Annotated in this window: 21 protein-coding genes and 3 pseudogenes; 15 read left to right on the top strand and 9 right to left on the bottom strand. The window is 70.9% G+C overall.

Annotation, left to right across the window (positions count from 1 at the left end; translation table 11 throughout):
- Nucleotides 1–112, top strand: a 112-nt coding sequence (locus C1I97_RS11820) for an SHOCT domain-containing protein (RefSeq protein WP_146608195.1), incomplete at its 5' end; no start/stop codon positions are given.
- A gap of 36 nt (nucleotides 113–148) precedes the next feature.
- On the opposite strand, the pseudogene C1I97_RS11815 reads toward C1I97_RS11820, so the two are convergent.
- Nucleotides 149–823: pseudogene (locus C1I97_RS11815) on the bottom strand (aldo/keto reductase); the annotation flags it as partial.
- Nucleotides 824–873: 50 nt separating this feature from the next.
- Here C1I97_RS11815 and C1I97_RS11810 point away from each other — a divergent pair.
- Nucleotides 874–2,025 carry an IS30 family transposase gene (locus C1I97_RS11810; protein ID WP_111003171.1) on the top strand — a complete coding sequence of 384 codons (1,152 nt, stop codon included), beginning with the start codon at nucleotides 874–876 and terminating at the stop codon, nucleotides 2,023–2,025.
- Between the two features lie 34 nt (nucleotides 2,026–2,059).
- Here the strand turns inward: C1I97_RS11810 and C1I97_RS11805 are convergent.
- A pseudogene (locus C1I97_RS11805) lies at nucleotides 2,060–2,401 on the bottom strand (aldo/keto reductase); the annotation flags it as partial.
- On the bottom strand, nucleotides 2,398–2,898 hold the full coding sequence (locus C1I97_RS11800; RefSeq protein ID WP_111003174.1) for a MerR family transcriptional regulator: 501 nt from the start codon (nucleotides 2,896–2,898) through the stop codon (nucleotides 2,398–2,400). The gene C1I97_RS11800 and the pseudogene C1I97_RS11805, both read right to left, overlap by 4 nt.
- A gap of 105 nt (nucleotides 2,899–3,003) precedes the next feature.
- Here C1I97_RS11800 and C1I97_RS11795 point away from each other — a divergent pair, with 105 nt between their 5' ends.
- Both C1I97_RS11795 and C1I97_RS11790 read left to right on the top strand, forming a co-directional pair.
- Nucleotides 3,004–3,474, top strand: a complete 471-nt coding sequence (locus C1I97_RS11795) for a GNAT family N-acetyltransferase (RefSeq protein WP_111003173.1) — start codon at nucleotides 3,004–3,006, stop codon at nucleotides 3,472–3,474.
- Between the two features lie 19 nt (nucleotides 3,475–3,493).
- Nucleotides 3,494–4,312: a serine hydrolase domain-containing protein gene (locus tag C1I97_RS11790; protein ID WP_111003170.1), complete on the top strand. Its 819-nt coding sequence runs from the start codon at nucleotides 3,494–3,496 to the stop codon at nucleotides 4,310–4,312.
- Between the two features lie 40 nt (nucleotides 4,313–4,352).
- Here C1I97_RS11790 and C1I97_RS11785 read toward each other — a convergent pair.
- Nucleotides 4,353–4,697, bottom strand: a pseudogene (locus tag C1I97_RS11785) (hypothetical protein); the annotation flags it as partial.
- A gap of 34 nt (nucleotides 4,698–4,731) precedes the next feature.
- Entirely contained in the window at nucleotides 4,732–5,181 is a 450-nt protein-coding gene (locus C1I97_RS11780; RefSeq protein WP_111003169.1) for an ATP-binding protein, read from the bottom strand.
- Nucleotides 5,182–5,276: 95 nt separating this feature from the next.
- Here C1I97_RS11780 and C1I97_RS11775 point away from each other — a divergent pair, with 95 nt between their 5' ends.
- Together C1I97_RS11775 and C1I97_RS11770 are read left to right on the top strand one after the other, a co-directional pair.
- Nucleotides 5,277–6,101: a helix-turn-helix domain-containing protein gene (locus C1I97_RS11775; RefSeq protein WP_111003168.1), complete on the top strand. Its 825-nt coding sequence runs from the start codon at nucleotides 5,277–5,279 to the stop codon at nucleotides 6,099–6,101.
- Nucleotides 6,085–6,282 (top strand): DUF397 domain-containing protein, encoded by a 198-nt coding sequence (locus tag C1I97_RS11770; protein ID WP_111003167.1) that lies wholly within the window; start codon nucleotides 6,085–6,087, stop codon nucleotides 6,280–6,282. Before C1I97_RS11775 ends, C1I97_RS11770 begins: the two co-directional genes overlap by 17 nt.
- Nucleotides 6,283–7,332: 1,050 nt before the next feature.
- On the opposite strand, the gene C1I97_RS11765 is transcribed toward C1I97_RS11770, so the two are convergent.
- On the bottom strand, nucleotides 7,333–7,986 hold the full coding sequence (locus C1I97_RS11765; protein ID WP_111003172.1) for a pirin family protein: 654 nt from the start codon (nucleotides 7,984–7,986) through the stop codon (nucleotides 7,333–7,335).
- Nucleotides 7,987–8,112: 126 nt separating this feature from the next.
- On the opposite strand from C1I97_RS11765, the gene fasR reads away from it, so the two are divergent.
- From fasR to fabF, 5 genes are all read left to right on the top strand, one after another.
- On the top strand, nucleotides 8,113–9,321 hold the full coding sequence (fasR, locus tag C1I97_RS11760) for a fatty acid biosynthesis transcriptional regulator FasR (protein WP_111003166.1): 1,209 nt from the start codon (nucleotides 8,113–8,115) through the stop codon (nucleotides 9,319–9,321).
- An 89-nt stretch (nucleotides 9,322–9,410) separates the two neighbouring features.
- Nucleotides 9,411–10,322, top strand: coding sequence for an ACP S-malonyltransferase (locus C1I97_RS11755; protein ID WP_111003165.1), 912 nt, complete (start codon nucleotides 9,411–9,413; stop codon nucleotides 10,320–10,322).
- A gap of 23 nt (nucleotides 10,323–10,345) precedes the next feature.
- Nucleotides 10,346–11,413: a ketoacyl-ACP synthase III gene (locus tag C1I97_RS11750; protein WP_111003164.1), complete on the top strand. Its 1,068-nt coding sequence runs from the start codon at nucleotides 10,346–10,348 to the stop codon at nucleotides 11,411–11,413.
- Nucleotides 11,414–11,514: 101 nt separating this feature from the next.
- On the top strand, nucleotides 11,515–11,763 hold the full coding sequence (locus tag C1I97_RS11745; RefSeq protein ID WP_073951948.1) for an acyl carrier protein: 249 nt from the start codon (nucleotides 11,515–11,517) through the stop codon (nucleotides 11,761–11,763).
- An 87-nt stretch (nucleotides 11,764–11,850) separates the two neighbouring features.
- The gene (gene fabF / locus C1I97_RS11740; protein ID WP_111003163.1) at nucleotides 11,851–13,122 is read left to right on the top strand and encodes a beta-ketoacyl-ACP synthase II; all 1,272 of its coding nucleotides are present in this window, start codon (nucleotides 11,851–11,853) and stop codon (nucleotides 13,120–13,122) included.
- A 92-nt stretch (nucleotides 13,123–13,214) separates the two neighbouring features.
- On the opposite strand, the gene C1I97_RS11735 is transcribed toward fabF, so the two are convergent.
- Complete coding sequence (locus tag C1I97_RS11735) at nucleotides 13,215–13,709, bottom strand: DUF3145 domain-containing protein (RefSeq protein ID WP_111003162.1); 495 nt, start codon at nucleotides 13,707–13,709, stop codon at nucleotides 13,215–13,217.
- 256 nt (nucleotides 13,710–13,965) lie between these two features.
- Between C1I97_RS11735 and C1I97_RS11730 the strand changes: the two genes are divergently transcribed.
- Nucleotides 13,966–14,862 (top strand): SGNH/GDSL hydrolase family protein, encoded by an 897-nt coding sequence (locus C1I97_RS11730; protein ID WP_111003161.1) that lies wholly within the window; start codon nucleotides 13,966–13,968, stop codon nucleotides 14,860–14,862.
- A gap of 43 nt (nucleotides 14,863–14,905) precedes the next feature.
- Nucleotides 14,906–15,877, top strand: coding sequence for an aldose epimerase family protein (locus C1I97_RS11725; protein ID WP_111003160.1), 972 nt, complete (start codon nucleotides 14,906–14,908; stop codon nucleotides 15,875–15,877).
- A gap of 151 nt (nucleotides 15,878–16,028) precedes the next feature.
- Here C1I97_RS11725 and C1I97_RS11720 read toward each other — a convergent pair whose 3' ends face one another.
- Nucleotides 16,029–16,832, bottom strand: coding sequence for an EI24 domain-containing protein (locus tag C1I97_RS11720; RefSeq protein WP_111003159.1), 804 nt, complete (start codon nucleotides 16,830–16,832; stop codon nucleotides 16,029–16,031).
- Nucleotides 16,833–16,965: 133 nt separating this feature from the next.
- Between C1I97_RS11720 and C1I97_RS11715 the strand changes: the two genes are divergently transcribed.
- Complete coding sequence (locus tag C1I97_RS11715; RefSeq protein WP_111003158.1) at nucleotides 16,966–18,138, top strand: serine hydrolase domain-containing protein; 1,173 nt, start codon at nucleotides 16,966–16,968, stop codon at nucleotides 18,136–18,138.
- Between the two features lie 94 nt (nucleotides 18,139–18,232).
- Here C1I97_RS11715 and C1I97_RS11710 read toward each other — a convergent pair whose 3' ends face one another.
- Complete coding sequence (locus C1I97_RS11710; RefSeq protein WP_111003157.1) at nucleotides 18,233–19,231, bottom strand: NADP-dependent oxidoreductase; 999 nt, start codon at nucleotides 19,229–19,231, stop codon at nucleotides 18,233–18,235.
- 97 nt (nucleotides 19,232–19,328) lie between these two features.
- On the opposite strand from C1I97_RS11710, the gene C1I97_RS11705 reads away from it, so the two are divergent.
- Nucleotides 19,329–19,638 (top strand): MarR family winged helix-turn-helix transcriptional regulator (locus C1I97_RS11705; RefSeq protein WP_111003156.1); only part of this gene is annotated, 310 nt, incomplete at its 3' end.

Below are 19,638 nucleotides of genomic sequence, written 5' to 3'. Positions count from 1 at the left end.
CCCCGCGGACATCGCGGACCGGATACGCCACCTGGGGGAACTCCACCAGGCGGGGCTGGTGACGGACGAGGAGTTCTCGGTGAAGAAGGCGCAGCTGCTGGCGGAGCTGTAGCCATGTCCTGGCTACGGGCAGCCACCCCTCTTCCGCCTATTCCCGCCCCTCCGAAGCGAACGACATGTTGGGATACCGGGTGCCGGCCACCTTGGAGGCGATCGGCTCCAGCGAGGACAGCTCCTCCTGCGTCAGGACGATCCGCGTCGCCGCCACGTTCTCCTCCACCCGGCTCGGCTTGCGCGTACCCGGAATCTGCACGACCGGAAGCCCGTGCACGGACGCCCGCTGCTGCACCCAGGCCAACGCGATCTGCGCGAGCGAGGCCCCGTGGGCGGCGGCGACCGCACGAACCGGCTCCAGCAGCGCCGCGTTGGCGGCCGCGTTCTCCCCCCGGAAGCGGGGCATGGTGCGCCGGAAGTCGTCGCTGCTCAGCTCCTTCTCCGCGTCGACGAAGCTCCCGGTCAGGAATCCTCGCCCCAGCGGCGAGTACGGCACCAGCGCCACCCCCAGATCGGCCGCCGCCGGCACCACGTGCGCCTCGATGTCCCGACTGAACAGCGACCACTCCGACTGCACGGCGGCGATCGGGTGCACGGCCTGCGCGGCCCTCAGCTCGTCGGCGGTGACCTCGCTCAGCCCCAGGTGCTTGACCTTCCCCTCGCGCACCAGGTCGGCCATGGTCCCGACGCTCTCCTCGATCGGGACGTTCACGTCGCGCCGGTGCATGTAGTAGAGGTCGATCGCGTCGACGCCCAGGCGCTCCAGGCTCGGGCGGTTTCCATCGGTGGTTGCGAACACCCCGAGACAGGGATGTTCGGATGCCTCGCTACGCCCCCAACAAGATGCCGACCTCGATCAAGAAGCGGTACTTCGAGCTACTGAGAGAGGGGTACAAGGGTGCGGCGGCGGCCCGAGTGGTCGGGGTCTCCACCAGCTGCGGTTCGAAGTGGTTCCTGGAAGCTGGAGGGATGCTTGCTCCAGACCAGGGCCCGATATCCCCGCGCTTCCTCACCCAGGACGACCGCATCGCCATCGCCGACGGCCTACACACGAAGCGGAGCGTGAAGGAGATCGCAGCCTCCATCGGCAAGAGCTTCCAGACCGTCTACCGGGAGATCAAGCGCAACAGTAAGCCGGACGGGAGCTACCAGCCCTGGTGGGCGCACAACCAGGCCCTCCTGCGCAGACAGCGTCCGAAGGAGGAGAAGATCCGCAGCGGCGAGTCGCTACGAACGGTGATCCGCGAGAAGCTCACCGAGAAGTGGTCGCCCCAGCAGATCTCTCGCTTCCTCGCCCGCACGCACGTCGACGATCCGACGATGCAGGCATGCCCCGAGACGATCTACCGGGCGCTGTTCGCCGGCCTGCTCGGCAGCCGGGACGGCAAGCTCCGCACCGGCCGCACCCGCCGCAAGAAGCAGCGCCGAGGCGTCCCCACACCCAACAAGATCAAGAATATGACACTGATTCACCAGCGCCCAATCGAGGTCAACGACCGTACTATTCCCGGGCATTGGGAAGGCGACCTCATCATCGGACGCAACCAGGCCTCGGCGATGGGCACCTTGGTTGAGCGGACCACCCGGTACGTCCATCTCATCCATCTCCCCGAGGGTTGGAAGGCTCCCCAGGTTCGCAACGCGCTCGTCACCCAGACTGCCCACATCCCGTCCCAGCTGCGGAAGACCCTCACCTGGGACCAAGGACGCGAACTCACACTGCACGAGGAGATCGAAGCCCTCACCGGCTTCCGGATCTACTTCTGCGACCCCCACTCGCCCTGGCAACGCGGAACGAACGAGAACACCAACGGCCTGCTCAGGCAGTACTTTCCCAAGGGCAGTGATCTATCTGTGCACACCGCTCGAGACCTTCGGGAAGTCGCGCGGCAGCTCAACCGGCGCCCCCGTCTCGTTCTCGGGGACAGGACGCCTGCCGAGGCTATGAGAGACTTCCTCCAACGCCGTTGACCTGGTGATTCGCAACCACCGATGGAAACCGCCTCGCCTCGACGGCCTGCCTGATGTACGGCGGATCATTCCGGATGATCCGCTTGGTCGGCTCGTCCGGCGGAATCACCAGCGCGAACTTGGTGGCGATCACGACCTCGTCCCGGTGCGCCCTGAGGAACGGCGCGAGGAACCGCTCGTTCTCGCCCTGCCCGTAGGCGTCCGCCGTGTCGTAGAGCGTCACGCCCAGTTCCAGGGCCCGTTCCAGGGTGGCGCGGGACTCCTCGGCGTCCGAGGGGCCGTAGGCGAAGCTCATGCCCATGCAGCCGAGGCCCTGAACGCCCACCTCCGGTCCGCCCTCGCCGAGCCGTACCGTCGGGATCCTGCTGTCGGTCATCGAGTGCCGTTCCTCTCCGCTCCGTGGTGGCGTCCGGCGTCCGCGTAGAAACCGATCTTGCGGTCCAGTACCGCGAGCGTGTCCTGGAGTTCGGTGATCCGGGCCAGGACGTCCCGGCGGGTCGCCTCGAGCAGCGCGTGCCGCTCGCCGTACGTGCTCTCGCCCGCGCGCACCAGCTCCGCGTACCTGACCATGTCGGCGACCGGCATGCCGGTCAGCCGCAGCTTGCCGACGAGGTCGAGCCAGTCCAGGTCGCGGTTGGTGTAGCGGCGCTGTCCGGTGTGCGAGCGGTCGACGTGGGCCATCAGGCCGATCCGCTCGTACCAGCGCAGGGTGTGGGCCGTCAGCCCGGTGAAGGCGACGACCTCGCTGATGGTGTACCTGTCCTGCCCGTCGGGGCGCGGGTGCCGCCGGGGCCCGGCGGCACAGAGGTCGGTACGGGTGGGGGCCCGCTCGGTCTCCTCGGTGGTCACGGCCGTGGTCTGCGTCACCGTCATGACCTCCACGCTATGACCTTGGAGCGCACTCCAGGCAAGCGAACCCGGCCTGCCGGCCGGAAAAAGCGGGGGACGCGGGACGGGTGGGTGGCTAGCGTGCGGGGCATGAGTCTCGTACGACGCGCTGGGCCCGCCGACGCCGCGGAAGTGCTGCGACTGCGCCAGGTGATGATCGACTCGGTCCACGGCACCGACCCCTCCACCGACTGGCACGCAAAGTCCCTGCCCACCCTGCGCGCGAAGCTGGCCGACCCGAACGGGGACTTCGCCGCCTTCGTCGTGGACCACCCGGAGCGGCCGGGGGCGCTGGCCGCGCTGGTGGCCGGGAGGCTGGAGTACCGGATCGGACGGGCCGACAACCCGCACGGGCGGGTCGGATACGTCTTCAGCGTCGCGACCGATCCGGACGCCCGGCGCCGCGGATACGCACGCGCGTGCATGGACGCGCTGCTGGACTGGTTCCGGGAGCGGGGCGCGGCGCACGTCGACCTCAACACGTCCGCCGAGGCCGAGCCGCTCTACGCCGAGCTGGGTTTCGTGCGCAAGCCGGACCCCTCGATGAGGTTGAAGCTGTGAGCCGCATAGGCTCGATGTCATGTCGTTGAAGAGTCTGGCGTCGATCGAGAACTGGCCGGTCCCCACCGCCGCGGCGGGCGTGGTCCGCGCGGACGGCACGGTCGTGGGCACCCACGGCCCGACCGACCGGCGCTTCCCCCTCGCCTCGGTCACGAAGCCGCTGGCGGCCTACGCGGTGCTCGTGGCGTACGAGGAGGGCGCGATCGAACTGGACGAACCGGCCGGCCCGCCCGGCGCGACCGTCCGCCACCTGCTGGCCCACACCTCGGGCCTGGCCTTCGACGAACACCGGGTGATGGCCCCGCCCGGCGAACGGCGGCTGTACTCCAACGCCGGCATCGAGCAGCTCGGCGACCACGTGGCGAAGGCGACGGACATCCCGTTCACGGAGTACCTGCGCCAGGCGGTCCTGACCCCCCTGGGCATGACGCGGACGACCCTGGACGGCTCCCCGGCGAAGGACGCGGTCTCGACGGTCGACGACCTGCTCCGCTTCGCCGCCGAGATCCAGGCCCCGCGCCTGCTGGACCCCCGCACGGTCGCCGAGGCGATGACGGTCCAGTACCCCGGCACCAAGGGCGTCCTGCCGGGCTACGGCCACCAGAACCCCAACGACTGGGGCCTCGGCTTCGAGATCCGCGACTCCAAGTCCCCCCACTGGACCGGCGCTTCCTCCTCCCCCCGCACCTTCGGCCACTTCGGCCAGTCCGGCACGTTCCTGTGGATCGACCCGGACGCGGGCGCGGCCTGCGTCGCCCTGTCGGACCGCGCCTTCGGCCCGTGGGCGATCGAGGCGTGGCCGCCCTTCACGGACGCGGTACTGGCGGAACTGCGCTGACACCACCGGCCGGCACACCACCGGCCGGCCCCGGCCGCCCTCAGACCGACCCGGCGCCGTCCTGCGCGAACAGGTCCTCCGCATGCGTGGCGTGGACCGCTCGCCGGGCCCAGGCCTTGAGCTGCTCGCGGTCCGCACACGCCAGCACCCGCTCCCGGACGGCGTCCGGCACCGGGATACCGCGCCACTCCAGAATGCTGAGCGTCATCTCGGCACTCTCCTCGACCCGACCTTCTTCCCGGCCCTCTTCGCGCACCTGCTCGGCCACCGGGTGCCGAAAGAAGTAGTTGACCGGCATCATCAGCTCCTTCCAGATCTGCTTGGCCTGGGCATCGACCAGGCACGACTCGACGAACTGCGCGAGCATTCCCGCGCTGTCGGTATCGGTGGCCACTGACCGTGGTCGCCGTTCGGCAGTGTCACAATCCGGGTGCCGGCGAAGCTGCACTGCCTCCGCCGACCAGGCACTCGAACCACACCGTCTTGCCCCGCCGGTCGGGGCGGACGGTGACACCCCACCGGTCGGTGACGGCGGCCACGAGCACCAGCCCGCGCCCACCGTTCGCGAGCGGATCACCGCTCGCCCGCACCGGCAGCTCCGGGCAGTCGTCGGCGATCTCCACCCGTACCCCTCCGGGCTGGAGCAGGAAGCAGATACGACAGCACCGACCGGGCACGTGCCGTACGACGTTGGCGACCAGCTCGGTGAGCGCCAGCTCGGCGGCATCGGCCACGCCGTCCAGTCCGGAGCCGGTGAGGTAGAGCCGCAGGATGCGGCGCAGGTGCCGGGCCGAGTGCTCGCCGACGGCGAACTCGGCGCGGTACTCACTGTCGATGTCCGCCCCGCGCGGACCAATTGCGTGATTCACGCCACAAGCCTGCGACTGTGTGCTTACGTTCCACTACGGAAAGAAACGAACGCCGTGAGGCGTTGCAGCGCGTAGTTCCGAAGTGAGGTGCCGCCGTGGCCAACATCCAGACGCTCGACCCGACCGCTTCCCCGCTCGACTACTACGGCTGGGAACTACGCCGCCAGCGCGAAGCCCACGGTCTCAAGCAGGGCCAGCTCGGCAACATCATCTTCTGCACCGGGTCGCTGATCGGCCAGATCGAGACCACGAAGAAGGTCCCCACCCGCGACTTCTCCGAGCGCGTCGACGCGGCCCTCGGCACGGACGGCGTGTTCTCCCGCCTCGTCGGCCTGGTCCTGCGCAGCCAACTCCCCACCTGGTTCCAGCCGTACGCAGAGATGGAGGCGAAGGCGACGTACATCTCCACGTACCAGGCCCAGTTGGTGTACGGGCTGCTGCAGACGGAGGAGTACGCACGGTCGGTACTCGCCACGGGCATGCCGGACGACTTGGAAGGCCTGGTGGCGGCCCGGATGGAACGACAGCGCATCCTGGAACGCGAGCAGCCGCCGCTGACCTGGGTGATCCTGGACGAGGCGGTGCTGCTGCGGCCGATCGGCGGCCGCGAGGTCATGCGTCGCCAACTCGCCCGCCTGTTGGAGTTCACGGGCCATCGATGGTTGCACGTGCAGGTGCTGCCGAACTCGGCGGGCGAACACGCCAGCCTGGCCGGCTCGTTCAACTCACTCCGCTTCGACGACGACCCGGACATCGTCTACACCGAGGACCTGATCTCCGGTCACATGACGGCCAACCCCGAGACCCTCAGGGAGGCCGCGCTCCGTTACGCTCGCTTGCAGGCCGCAGCCCTCTCCGTGGAGGACTCGGCGGCACTGATCGCCCGCGTGATGGAGGAACGCTATGGAGACCGGTCCTGACCTGGGGAACGCACAGTGGCGTAAGTCCAGCTACAGCGGAAACACCGGCGGCGATTGCGTCGAGGTCGCCGACGGCCACCCTGCCGGCGCCGTCCCGGTCCGCGACAGCAAGAACCCGTCCGGCCCGATCGTCACCGTAGGCGCCGGTGCCTGGCAGGCCTTCGTCGACGGCCTGCGGTAGGGCAACGCGCCCGCCCTCTGGACGTCCCTGCCGACGCCCAGAGGGCCGTTGACATCGCCGACGGCGAGGAACTGGTCGAGCAGTTTGGTGGGGAACTCCGCAAAAAGGCAAGCGGGGTGCGCTGAATCGGCCGGGGACGGGGAAGTGGCCGGTGCCCCCACAGGCGCCGGCCACGGTTCGTACCTCTCCGAATGGGCGGAGACGGCCTTCTTTCTGGCCTGCGACGGAGCCGAGCCGAGAATTGAAACTGATGTCTACTTCGAGGGAGAGGGATCGTGTCCCTCCTCGTGGTGCAAGCGACCTTGCTCGACGCGTTCCGGTAAGCCGTACGTCGGCCACCCCATGAGGCAATGGCCCCCATCGCGCGCGGCCGGCCTGCTGTCAGCGCCGCTGACGCCTCTGAGCCGTGTCGATGCTGCGGTGAGCTGCGCATTCCATGTACCTGACCGGCTACGCCACCCGGCGGGACGCGATCTCCCAGGAGGGGGCTCATGGCACCCACCCTGCTGAAAAGGTGAGCACACGGCAGGTGAATGCACCTCACGTACTCAAATGAGCGGCATGTGAACACTGGGGGCCGGGATGCTCCCGCTTTTCAGAGAGGGAGGTGCCTCCCGACCGGGCGTCGAGGGGGCGTGCCCCACGACGAGGTGCAGGCGGTCAAGCCCTTCGTGTTCCGGTCCGAGGTCCGTGGCGACCTCCGAAGAAGCGGCGGCCCGCGGAGTGCCCCGCCGAGACGGGCCGGACACCCGGCCCGACGCCGTGCCGGCGGTACGCGCTCCTGGCACGGACAGGCGACCACGGCAGGGGCTGCCCGAGCCTGTCGGCACAGCCGACCTGCGGGGCCGGCTCGACGAGGAACCCACCGTGGTGCCGTGGATCGAGGACCGGGCGTTCTGGCCCCTGCACGGCTTGCGGGAGGTGCGTGCCGGCGCGACGGAGGACCGGGACTGTCTTCGCCACCTCATGGGCGAGACGTACGAGTCGTTCACCTGTCACCGCGTCGGCATGTTGCGGCGGTCGCTCCGGCGGCCGGAGCGTCACCGCGGCTCACCGGCCGTCCATCTCCCACATCAGCAGCTCCGCGTCCGTCGCGCCCACCGCCTCCAAGTCCTCGGCGCCGGTGAGGCGCGCCGAGTCCCCTGGGCCCAACCGCTCCTCACCCAGCCGTACTTCGCCCCGTACGACATGGACGTACACGTACGCCGCGTCCGGCACCGCCGTCCGCTCCCCCGGCGCCAGGCGGCGGACGTGGAGCGTGGCGCCGGCCTCCGGGACGGTGCACAAGGTGGTGTCGCGTACGACCTCGTAGTGAGGTTCGCCGCCGGGGTGGAGTGGGGTCAGCCACATCTGGACGAAGGTCAGAGGGGCGCCGCCGTCGTTGCGTTCCACGTGGCGGACGCCGGCCGCCGCGCTCAGGTGCTGGACGTCGCCGGGGCGGACCACCGTCTCGTGGCCCGTGGAGTCGCGGTGGGTCAGTTCGCCCTCGACGACCCAGGTGACGATCTCCGTGTGGCTGTGCGGGTGCTCGTCGAAGCCGGCGCCGGGAGCCAGGTGCTCCTCGTTGCAGGCGATCAGGGCGCCGAAGCGGAGGTTGTCCGGGTCGTAGTGCGGGCCGAAGGAGAAGGCGTGCCGGGAGGTGATTCCGGCCGCCGCGTCGCCGCCCTGGTAGCGCTCCGCCGCACGCCGTACTTCCGCCGTCACTTCGTCGTCGCTTCCGTCGTCACGGAGACCACCGTAGTCCCCGGCCGTGAGGCCGTGAGGCCCGGAGAAGCCCAGGTCCCGACCCGGCGGCACGCACTGACGTCCGGATGAGGCAGTCTTGTCCCCGTGCCCGAACCCGAAACCCACCAGAGCCACGCCGCAGCGCACCGCGCCCCCCATCCGCATGCCGCGACCCTGAAGCGGCTGGAGAAGTCCTCCGGGTCACTGGCCGCGCAGGCCATCGCTCGCATGGACGAGACGCTGCCGTGGTACCGGGCGATGCCCCCGGAGAACCGTTCCTGGATCGGTCTGGTCGCCCAGGCGGGTATCGCCGCCTTCACCGAGTGGTTCCGGCACCCCGACGCGCCTCAGGCCATTTCCACCGATGTGTTCGGCACCGCCCCGCGCGAGCTGACCCGGGCGATCACGCTGCGGCAGACCGTGGAGATGGTGCGCACCACGATCGAGGTCATGGAATCGGCCATCGACGAGGTGGCGGCGCCCGGGGACGAGGGCGTGCTGCGCGAGGCGCTGCTCGTCTACGCCCGTGAGATCGCCTTCGCCACCGCCCAGGTGTACGCCCAGGCCGCCGAGGCACGCGGTGCCTGGGACGCCCGGCTGGAGTCGCTGGTCGTCAACGCCGTGCTCAGCGGGGAGGCGGACGAAGGGGCCGTGTCCCGGGCCTCCGCCCTGGGGTGGAACTCGCCCGAGCATGTGTGCGTGGTGCTGGGCACGGCGCCCGACGGGGACTCCGAGCTGACCGTCGAGGCCATTCGGCGGGCCGCCCGGCACGCCAAGCTGCAGGTGCTCACCGGGGTGCTCGGGGACCGGCTGGTCGTGATCGCGGGGGGCAGTGACAATCCGCTCGGCGTGGCCAAGTCGCTGATCGGGCCCTATGCCCCGGGCCCCGTGGTCGCCGGGCCCGTCGTGCCCGATCTGCTCGCCGCCACCCGGTCCGCGCAGGCCGCGGCGGCCGGGCTGAAGGCGTGTTCCGCCTGGCAGGACGCGCCGCGGCCGGTGCTGGCCGACGATCTGCTGCCGGAGCGTGCCATCGCCGGTGACCCGGGCGCGCGCGAGCAGTTGGTGGAGGAGATCTACAGACCGCTGGAGGAGGCCGGGTCGGCCCTGCTGGAAACTCTCAGCGTCTATCTGGAGCAGGCGAGCAGCCTCGAAGGCGCGGCGAGAATGCTCTTCGTTCACCCGAACACCGTGCGCTACCGGCTCCGACGTGTGACAGACGTCACCGGTTGGTCGCCCTCCGATGTACGATCCGCGTTCACGCTGCGGATCGCACTGATCCTGGGGCGTCTGGCCGATGGAGATCCCCAGGCCTAGGCTTTTGTCGGGGGTCCACAAAACCCCTTCGTGTTCTTCGTCCCTGTCCTCACGGGCGGCCCCGGCCGTCCCCAAGAGAGAGTGTGAGAGTGCTCGTACTCGTCGCTCCCGGCCAGGGCGCCCAGACGCCCGGCTTCCTGACCCCCTGGCTCGAACTGCCCGGTGCCGCCGACCGTGTGACCGCCTGGTCGGACGCCATCGGACTGGACCTCGTCCACTACGGGACGCAGGCCGACGCGGACGCGATCCGCGACACCGCGGTGGCCCAGCCGCTGCTGGTGGCCGCCGGTCTGCTGTCGGCCGCGGCACTGGGTGACATCGGTGCGGGCGTGGTCGCGGGCCACAGCGTGGGTGAGATCACCGCCGCCGCGTTCGCGGGCGTCCTGGACGACACCGCCGCGCTGACCCTGGTCCGCAAGCGTGGTCTGGCGATGGCCGAGGCCGCCGCGATCACCGAAACGGGCATGTCGGCGCTGCTCGGCGGCGACCCGGAGGTGTCCGTCGCGCACCTGCACAAGCTGGGCCTGACCCCGGCGAACGTCAACGGCGCCGGCCAGATCGTGGCCGCCGGCACCCTGGAGCAGCTCGCCGCGCTGAACGAGGACAAGCCCGAGGGCGTGCGCAAGGTCGTCCCGCTGAAGGTGGCCGGTGCCTTCCACACGCACCACATGGCCCCCGCGGTCGACAAACTGGCCGAGGCCGCCAAGGCGCTCACGCCCACCGACCCCAAGGTCACCTACGTCTCCAACAAGGACGGCCGGGCCGTGCACAGCGGCGCCGAGGTCGTCGAGCGGCTGGTCGGACAGGTCGCCAACCCGGTCCGCTGGGACCTGTGCATGGAGACCTTCAAGGAGCTCGGCGCCACCGCCCTGATCGAGGTGTGCCCCGGCGGCACGCTGACCGGTCTGGCCAAGCGCGCGCTGCCCGGCGTGAAGACGCTGGCGCTGAAGACCCCCGACGACCTCGACGCGGCCCGCGAACTCATCTCCGAGCACGCCTGACGACCCCTGAGGAGCCGACGATCATGCCGAAGATCAAGCCCGCCAAGGGAGCCCCGTACGCGCGCATCCTCGGCGTGGGCGGCTACCGGCCCACGCGGGTGGTGCCCAACGAGGTGATCCTCGAGAAGATCGACTCGTCCGACGAGTGGATCCGCTCGCGTTCGGGCATCGAGACCCGGCACTGGGCGTCGCCCGAGGAGACCGTCGCGGCGATGTCGGTCGAGGCCTCCGGCAAGGCGATCGCCGACGCCGGGATCGACGCCTCGCAGATCGGTGCCGTGGTCGTCTCGACCGTCTCGCACTTCAGCCAGACCCCGGCGATCGCCACCGAGATCGCCGACCGGCTGGGCACGAACAAGGCGGCCGCCTTCGACATCTCGGCGGGCTGTGCCGGCTTCGGCTACGGCCTCACCCTGGCCAAGGGCATGGTCGTCGAGGGTTCGGCCGAGTACGTCCTCGTCATCGGCGTGGAGCGCCTGTCCGACCTGACCGACCTGGAGGACCGGGCCACGGCCTTCCTGTTCGGCGACGGCGCCGGCGCGGTCGTGGTCGGCCCCTCGCAGGAGCCCGCGATCGGCCCGACCGTGTGGGGCTCGGAGGGCGACAAGGCCCAGGTCATCAAGCAGACCGTGCCGTGGGACCGATTCCTCCCCCACTCTCGAATTCGCTCGAGCGGGGGCGCCCCCACCGGCGACGTCTCCGAGCTTCCCCTGGACAGCGAGGGCAACGTCAAGTTCCCCGCGATCACGCAGGAGGGCCAGGCGGTGTTCCGCTGGGCCGTGTTCGAGATGGCGAAGGTCGCCCAGCAGGCGCTGGACGCGGCCGGGATCAGCCCGGACGACCTGGACGTCTTCATCCCGCACCAGGCCAATGTGCGGATCATCGACTCGATGGTGAAGACCCTCAAACTGCCGGAGCACGTCACGGTCGCCCGTGACATCCGCACCACCGGCAACACCTCGGCCGCCTCGATTCCGCTCGCGATGGAGCGGCTCCTGGCGACCGGCGAGGCGAAGAGCGGCGACACCGCGCTCGTCATCGGCTTCGGGGCGGGTCTCGTCTACGCCGCGACGGTCGTTACCCTCCCCTAGGCACTCCGTGCCGGATCATGTTTCCGGCACGGGAGCCGCACCACCTGCCGCTGCCGCGGCGGGCGCCACACCCTCTGAAACAGTTACGAAGGAGCGCCGACATGGCCGCCACTCAGGAAGAGATCGTCGCCGGTCTCGCGGAGATCGTGAACGAGATCGCCGGAATCCCGGTCGAGGACGTCCAGCTGGACAAGTCCTTCACCGACGACCTGGACGTCGACTCGCTGTCCATGGTCGAGGTCGTCGTCGCCGCCGAGGAGCGCTTCGACGTCAAGATCCCCGACGAGGACGTCAAGAACCTCAAGACGGTCGGCGACGCGACCGAGTACATCCTCAAGCACCAGGGCTGATCGACCGATCACAGCCTTGGGCTGACTGCCCCGCCACCCGGCGGTGGCGCCGTACGAATCCTCGTATCCGTTGGAGAAAGAATTCCCGTGAGCTCGACCAATCGCACCGTGGTCGTCACCGGTATCGGCGCAACCACACCGCTGGGTGGCGACGCAGCCTCGTCCTGGGAGGGACTGGTCGCCGGCAAGTCCGGTGTGAAGCCCCTGACCGAGGAGTGGGCGGCCGACCAGGCCGTCCGTATCGCGGCCCGGGTGGCCGTGGAGCCGACCGAGGTCATTCCGCGGCCGCAGGCGCGCCGCCTGGACCGCTCCGCGCAGTTCGCGCTGGTCGCCGCCCAGGAGGCCTGGAAGGACGCCGGTTTCACCGGCAAGGCCGGTGAGGGCGCCGACGTCGACCCGGACCGGCTCGGCACGGTCGTCGCCTCCGGCATCGGCGGCGTGACCACCCTGCTGGACCAGTACGACGTGCTGAAGGAGAAGGGCGTACGCCGCGTCTCCCCGCACACCGTCCCCATGCTGATGCCGAACGGCCCCTCGGCCAACGTGGGCCTGCTCGTGGGCGCCCGCGCGGGCGTGCACACGCCGGTCTCCGCGTGCGCCTCGGGTGCCGAGGCCATCGGCTACGCCATCGAGATGATCCGCACCGGCCGCGCCGACGTCGTCGTCGCCGGCGGTACGGAGGCGGCGATCCACCCGCTGCCCATCGCCGCGTTCGGCAACATGATGGCGATGTCCAAGAACAACGAGAACCCCGAGGGCGCCTCGCGCCCCTACGACGTCGACCGGGACGGCTTCGTCCTCGGCGAGGGCGCGGGTGTGCTCGTCCTGGAGTCCGCCGAGCACGCCGCCAGGCGCGGCGCCCGCGTCTACGCGGAGGCGGTCGGCCAGGGCATCTCCGCCGACTCCCACGACATCGTCCAGCCGGAGCCGGAGGGCCGGGGCATCTCGCACGCCCTGCAGCACCTGCTGGACTGCACCGACCTGGACCCGGCGGAGATCGTGCACGTCAACGCGCACGCCACCTCGACGCCCGCCGGCGACATCGCCGAGCTGAAGGCGCTGCGCAAGGTCTTCGGCGACCACGCCGACCACATCGCGGTCTCCGCGACCAAGTCGATGATCGGTCACCTGCTCGGTGGCGCGGGCGGCGTGGAGTCGGTGGCGACGGTGCTGGCGCTGTACCACCGGGTGGCCCCGCCGACGATCAACATCGACACCATCGACCCCGAGGCCGAGGCGAACGCGGACGTGGTCCGCGGGGAGGCGCGCAAGCTGCCCGCCGAGGGCCGCATCGCCGCGCTGAACGACTCGTTCGGCTTCGGCGGGCACAACGTGGTGCTGGCGTTCCGGACGGTCTGAGCAGCTCCCGTACGCACGTGAAGGGCCCCCACCGACCGGTGGGGGCCCTGCTGTTGTCCGGGAAGGCTGCCCGGGGGCTGCCCAAGAACCTGTCAGACCACTTGGTGGAGCCAGCGGACCGGGGCTCCCTCACCCGCGTAGCGGAACGGCTCCAGCTCGTCGTCCCAGGGCTTGCCCAGGAGCTTGGCGATCTCCGCCTCCAGGTCGGTCTCGCCCTGCTGGGAGCGCAGGAGGGCGGCGCGCAGACGGTCCTCGGGGATGAGGATGTCGCCGTGGATGCCGGTGACGGCGTGGAAGATGCCGAGGTCGGGGGTGCAGCTGTAGCGCTCGCCCTCGGCGGTGGAGCAGGGCTCGGCGGTGACCTCGAAGCGCAGCAGCTGCCAGCCGCGCAGCGCGGAGGCGAGCTTGGAGGCGGTACCGGCCTGGCCCTGCCAGGAGAACTCCGAGCGCCAGGTGCCGGGGGAGGCGGGCTGCCGGATCCAGTCCAGGCTGACGCGTGTGCCGAGCACGCCGGCGATGGCCCACTCGACGTGCGGGCACAGCGCGCGCGGCGCGGAGTGCACGTACAGAACTCCACGTGTCGTCACCGGGACCTCCGGACAGAGCGGGACAGGGGCGGGCAGGCGGACAACGGTGGCGCTGAAGGCCACGTTGATGGCGAGGCTACCGTGAGAGGGCGCAAGGAGTGTGACGTACCGTCGGTCCGGGCGGCAGGAAACGCCCTCCATTCACCCGGGGGGACGCCTGTACGGGTGCGAGCCGCCCACTCGAGTGGGGGCGGGAACCCTCGCGCGTTCTCATGGAGGGGGAACACTGTTCGACGACCGAGGGGAGCACCAGGGCATGCGGAAGCGACGTCACCGTACTCGGGCCGCTCACGCCGTGGTGGCGGCGGCCGTGCTGGCCACCGCGGGCTGCGACGCCGTCGGTGGCCACGCCTCCGGGGCGGGCACCGGCGCCAGGGCGTCCCGCCCGTCCGCCACGCCGTCACCCGAATGGAACCGCGACCCGGACTCGATCGCCGCGATCGGCGACTCCATCACCCGCGGCTTCGACGCGTGCATGGTGCTGACGGACTGCCCGGAGGTGTCGTGGGCGACGGGCAGCGACGCCTCGGTCAACAGCCTGGCGGTGCGGCTGCTGGGGGTGACCGGGGCGGCCCGGCGCAGCTGGAACTACGCGGTGACCGGGTCCCGGATGGCCGATCTGAACGACCAGGTGGCGCGGGCCGTGCGGAAGAAGCCGGAGCTGGTGGCGGTGATGGCCGGCGCCAACGACGCCTGCCGGGACTCGCCGGCCGCGATGACGCCGGTGGCGGACTTCCGGGCCGAGTTCCAGACCGCGATGGACACCCTGCGCCGGGCGCTGCCGAAGACGCAGGTGTACGTCGCCAGCGTGCCGGACCTGAAGCGGCTGTGGTCCGAGGGCCGTACGAACGCGCTGGGCAAGCAGATCTGGAAGCTCGGCATCTGCCCGTCGATGCTGGGCGACGCGGACGCGCTGGACGCGGCGGCCACCCAGCGGCGCGACACGGTGCAGGCGCGGGTGAAGGCGTACAACACGGTGCTGAAGGAGGTCTGCGCCAAGGACCGCCTCTGCCGCTTCGACAACAACGCGGTCTTCGACTACCGGTTCGGCACCGAGCAGCTGAGCCGCTGGGACTGGTTCCACCCGAGCCGGAACGGGCAGGCGCGGCTGGCCGAGATCGCCTACCGGACCGTCACCGCGAGGAACCCGTGACGACGGACGTGGTCCGGGGATCCAGGGATCCGGGGTTTTCCGCATGAGTGAACTTTTCGGCACGCTTCCCGACGGCACCGCTGTGCACCGCTGGACACTGGAGCGGGCCGGGGTGCGGGTGCGGGTGCTGTCGTACGGCGGGATCGTGCAGTCGGTCCAGGTGCCGGACCGGGACGGGCGCACGGCGGACGTGGTGCTGGGCCTCTCCGGACTGGACGGCTATCTGGCCCACCCGGAGCCGTTCCTGGGCGCCTTGATCGGGCGGTACGCCAACCGGATCGCCGGCGGCCGCTTCCCGCTGGACGGGCGGACGTACGCGCTGGAACGGAACGAGGGGACGAACTCGCTGCACGGCGGCGGCCGGGGCTTCGACAAGCGGCTGTGGGAGGTGACGCCGGTCGGGCACGGCATACGCCTCAGCCGGACCAGCCCGCACGGCGAGGAGGGCTTCCCGGGCCGGCTGGAGGTCACGGCGACGTACGCCCTGGACGCGTCGGGCGCCCTGCACATCACGTACACGGCGGTCACGGACGCGCCCACGGTCGTCAACCTCACCAGCCACTCGTACTGGAACCTCAGCGGCTCCGGGAACGCCGGCGGTCACGAACTGCGGCTGGCGGCCTCCCGCTACACCCCGGTCGACGCGGACCTGATCCCGACCGGCGACCTGGCGGAGGTGGCGGGCACCCGCTTCGACTTCCGCCGGGCCCGCGAGGTGGGCTCCGGCTACGACCACAACCTGGTCCTGGACAAGGGCGTCACGCACGCTCCGGTGGAGGTGGCCGAGCTGTACGACCCGGCGTCCGGCCGGGTCCTGACGGTGTCGACGACCGAGCCGGGCCTCCAGCTCTACACCGCCGACCACCTCGGCGATCCCTTCGCCCCGGGCGACGGGATCGCCCTGGAGACCCAGCGCTTCCCGGACTCCCCCAACCGCCCCCGGTTCCCGAGCACCGAACTCCGCCCGGGTGAGGTCTTCCGCTCGGAGACGGTGTACGGCTTCTCGGCGCGCTGACCGCGCACGCGTACAGGCACACGAGCCCCGGTCCAGGGTCAGGTCCCGGACCGGGGCTGCTCGTGGGCAGGACTGTGCCGGTCAGACGTTAACCGTCATGGTGACGGAGCGGTCGGTGATCCATTACCCCGCCGCAACCTCGTACGAACCTTCACAAAGCCTTACGGCTTCCACCGTGTTTCTCGTGTTCCGGGACGGCCGTGCCGTCCGTCTCCTCGCCCAGCAGGTCACGGGCGAGCAGGGTGGCGCCCGCGACCGCGCCCGGCATGAGGAACACCGCCAGGAACGGCACCAGGAAGGCCAGGCCGAGCGGTGTGCCGAAGCCCCAGACCAGCAGCTTGCGGGAGCGCAGCAGCTTCAGGCGGGCGCGGAGTGCGACGTCCCGGCGCTGGAGGGCGACGGCGGCCAGCTCCTCGGTGAGGAAGAACCCGGTGACGAAGAACCCGATCACCGGGACGACCGTCTGCCCGACGAAGGGCAGGAACCCGAGCCCGAAGAGCAGCAGCCCCCACAACGCGGCCCGGACCAGGATGCGGAGGCTGTCCCGGCCCGAGATCCACAGCTCGCGCCAGAGCGGCAGCCCGGACTCGGGCGCCGTGCCGTCGGCGGACACGTCCCGGTCGACCTGCTCGGACAGGCTCTCGTAGAAGGGCTGGCCGACCAGGAGGGTCACCGCGGTGAAGGTGACCACGGCTAGCAGCAGGCCGAGGGCGAACAGCACGGCGGTCAGCAGGCCGCGGAAGAGTCCGGGCCAGGGGCTCGGCCAGTCGTCGGCGAAGGGGGTCGCCCAGCCGACGGCGTCCTCGCCCCACAGGGCGAGCACGGTCAGCGCCGCGGCGTACAGGACGAGGGTGATCAGTCCGGGCAGCAGCCCGAAGCCGTACGACCTCCTGTGCCGCGCCATCCACCGCTGGCCCTTCAGGAGGTACCCGAAACCCACCCCGAGATCACGCATGGGAAAACTCTAACGAGGGCCCGTGGCCGCCTCTCCTGCCGGCCGCTGTTGAGTCGAACGGGCATGCGTCACCGTACCGATCCGAGGGAACCGCTGTGTCACCGGTGAGCAGCGGTCAGGCTGAGGAGAGCGGATGACTCAGGAGATCCACGGCACCGTCGCCGACGGCTACGAGCCGGTGCGCGAGGAGTTCGCCGCGTTCGTGATGTCGCAGCAGCCGGACTACGAGGGGCAGTTGTGCGCCTACGTCCACGGTCGGCCGGTGGTCGACCTGTGGGCCGTACCGGACGGTGACGACGCCGGCGGTGGCTCGCTGTACGCGGCGTACTCGTCGACCAAGGGCGCGGCCCACCTCGTGGTCGCGCTGCTCGTGCAGGACGGCACGCTGGAGCTGGACCGCAGAGTGACGTACTACTGGCCGGAGTTCGCGGCCGAGGACAAGGGCGCGCTGACCGTGCGCGACCTGCTCGCCCACCGCGCGGGCGTGGTCGGCACCGGCACCGGTTTCACGGCCGCCGAGCTGGCCGACGACCGCGCGATGGCCGAACGCCTCGCCGACCAGCGGCCGTTCTGGCGTCCCGGCACCGCGTTCGGCTACCACGCCCTGGTCATCGGCGCGCTCACCGGCGAGATCGTACGGCGCGCGACGGGCCGTACGATCCAGGAGCTGCACGAGGAGCGCGTCCGCGCGCCCTACGGCCTGGACTTCCACCTGGGCCTGCCCGCCGCCCGGGAGCCCCGCTACCGTCCCACGCAGCCCATGGCGCCGACCCCCGAGCAGCAGGCCCTCCTCGACGCCCTGCCCGAGGGTCCGCACAGCCTCGCCTCCATCGCCTTCAACCGCCAGGGGCCCGAGCCGACCGACCTGCAGACCCTCCCGAACGACCGCCTGGTCCGCGCCAAGGGCCCGGCCTCCGTCGGCGGCGTCGCCTCGGCACGCGGCCTCGCGGGCCTGTACGCGGCGATGATCAGCGAGGTGGACGGAAAGGCGCCCCTGCTCAAGCCGGACACGGTGGCGGAGTTCGGCCAGATCCACTCCGCCGGGTACGACCTGGTGCAGCGCGCCCACAAGTCGTTCGGCCTCGGCTTCCAGGCGACCTCCGACACCTGGCACCCGTTCCTCGGCGCGGGCACCGTCGGCCACAGCGGCGTGGCCGGCTCCCAGGCCTTCGCCGACCCGTCGACCGGCCTGGCCTACGGCTACACCCGCCGCCGCTTCGCCTTCCCGGGCGGCGCGGCCCCGGAGAACGACCGGCTGGCACGGGCGGTGCACAGGGCGGTACTGGCGGCGCGGGACACGGGGTGAACCCGGCTGCCGCGCCTCGCGCCCGCGGTCGTGTCCGGCGGCCCGGGAAGAAGGCACCGTGGGGCGGAACCCCGGGGAACGGGTGCCCGGGGCGTCAGAGCTTGACGAGCATCTTGCCGATGTTGTCGCCGCGCAGGACGCCGAGGAAGGCCTCCAGGGTGTTCTCGATGCCCTCGACGACCGTCTCGCGGTACTTCAGGCGGCCGTCGCGCACCCAGGGGCCGACCTCGCGCACGAACTGCGGTTGCAGGTCGTAGTGGTCGCCGACGAGGAAGCCCTCGATGCGGCCGCGGGTCTGGATGAGGCGGGCGAGGTTCCTCGGGCCGGGGGCGGGCTCGGTGTTGTTGTAGACCGAGATCATGCCGCAGACGGCGATGCGGCCGCCCTGGTTGAGGGAGCCGATGGCGGCCTCCAGGTGGTCGCCGCCGACGTTGTCGAAGTAGACGTCGATGCCGTCGGGGGCGGCGGCGCGCAGCTGCTCGCTCACGGGGCCGTTCCGGTAGTTGAAGGCGGCGTCGAAGCCGTACTCCTCCAGCAGCAGCTTTACCTTCTCGTCGGAGCCGGCCGAGCCGATCACCCGCGCGGCGCCCTTCAGCCTGGCGAGCTGGCCCACCTGGCTGCCGACCGCACCGGCCGCGCCGGAGACGAAGACGATGTCGCCCTCCTTGAAGGAGGCGGTGCGCAGCAGGCCCGCGTAGGCGGTGAGCCCGGTCATGCCGAGTACGCCGAGGTACGCCGACAGGGGCGCGGCCTCCGGGTCGACCCTGACGGCGTGCCGCGCGTCCACGGCGGCGTACTCGCGCCAGCCGCCGAAGTGCAGGACGTGGTCGCCCACGGCGACGCCCTCGGCGTTCGAGGCGACGACCTCGCCGACCGCGCCGCCCTGCATGGCCTTGCCCAGTTCGTAGGGGGCCACGTACGACTTGGCCGCGCTCATCCTGCCGCGCATGTAGGGGTCGACGGAGAGGTACTCGTTGCGTACGAGGACCTGGCCCTCGCGCGGCTGCGGGGCCTCCGTCTCGACCAGGGCGAAGTCCTCGGGCTTCGGCCGGCCGACCGGGCGGCCGATCAGATGCCACTCGCGGTTGATCATGACAGCGCCTTTCCGTCTGCCTCACTTGCTTCAGGTTGTGAAACAATCATTCGCCTGAATATTTCAGGCTGTCAAGTAAGCGGGTACCCTGGGCGCCATGGCCACCGCACCGCACACCCGCCGTCCCGACGCACTGACCCTGGAGGTCGTCGAGCTCATCGGGGACGTCGTGGCCCGCTTCCACGAGGACTACGAGGACGCCGCCGGGGAGCACGCCCTGACCGGCGCGCAGGCGAGGCTGCTGAGCCTGCTGTCGCTGGAGCCGCTGCCGATGCGGAAGCTGGCGCAGAAGCTGAAGTGCGAGCCGTCGAACGTCACCGGGATCGTGGACCGGCTGGAGGCGCGGGGGCTGGTGGAGCGGCGGCCCGATCCCGCCGACCGGCGGGTGAAGCTGGCGGCGGCGACGG

The organism is Streptomyces sp. NTH33 (genome assembly GCF_003236365.1).
Lineage (GTDB): Bacteria > Actinomycetota > Actinomycetes > Streptomycetales > Streptomycetaceae > Streptomyces.
The sequence above is the reverse complement of the archived record's forward strand: the minus strand, read 5'-3'. Positions and strand labels throughout refer to the sequence as shown.

What these genes read in the sequence shown, in the direction of transcription:
- C1I97_RS11790 (WP_111003170.1), top strand. Translation starts at nt 3,494, where the DNA reads ATGTCGTTGAAGAGTCTGGCGTCGATCGAGAACTGGCCGGTCCCCACC.
- C1I97_RS11730 (WP_111003161.1), top strand. Translation starts at nt 13,966, where the DNA reads ATGCGGAAGCGACGTCACCGTACTCGGGCCGCTCACGCCGTGGTGGCG.
- C1I97_RS11715 (WP_111003158.1), top strand. Translation starts at nt 16,966, where the DNA reads ATGACTCAGGAGATCCACGGCACCGTCGCCGACGGCTACGAGCCGGTG.
- C1I97_RS11800 (WP_111003174.1), bottom strand. Translation starts at nt 2,898, where the DNA reads ATGACGGTGACGCAGACCACGGCCGTGACCACCGAGGAGACCGAGCGG.
- C1I97_RS11710 (WP_111003157.1), bottom strand. Translation starts at nt 19,231, where the DNA reads ATGATCAACCGCGAGTGGCATCTGATCGGCCGCCCGGTCGGCCGGCCG.
- C1I97_RS11750 (WP_111003164.1), top strand. Translation starts at nt 10,346, where the DNA reads ATGCCGAAGATCAAGCCCGCCAAGGGAGCCCCGTACGCGCGCATCCTC.
- C1I97_RS11795 (WP_111003173.1), top strand. Translation starts at nt 3,004, where the DNA reads ATGAGTCTCGTACGACGCGCTGGGCCCGCCGACGCCGCGGAAGTGCTG.
- C1I97_RS11770 (WP_111003167.1), top strand. Translation starts at nt 6,085, where the DNA reads ATGGAGACCGGTCCTGACCTGGGGAACGCACAGTGGCGTAAGTCCAGC.
- C1I97_RS11810 (WP_111003171.1), top strand. Translation starts at nt 874, where the DNA reads ATGCCTCGCTACGCCCCCAACAAGATGCCGACCTCGATCAAGAAGCGG.
- C1I97_RS11720 (WP_111003159.1), bottom strand. Translation starts at nt 16,832, where the DNA reads ATGCGTGATCTCGGGGTGGGTTTCGGGTACCTCCTGAAGGGCCAGCGG.
- C1I97_RS11745 (WP_073951948.1), top strand. Translation starts at nt 11,515, where the DNA reads ATGGCCGCCACTCAGGAAGAGATCGTCGCCGGTCTCGCGGAGATCGTG.
- C1I97_RS11725 (WP_111003160.1), top strand. Translation starts at nt 14,906, where the DNA reads ATGAGTGAACTTTTCGGCACGCTTCCCGACGGCACCGCTGTGCACCGC.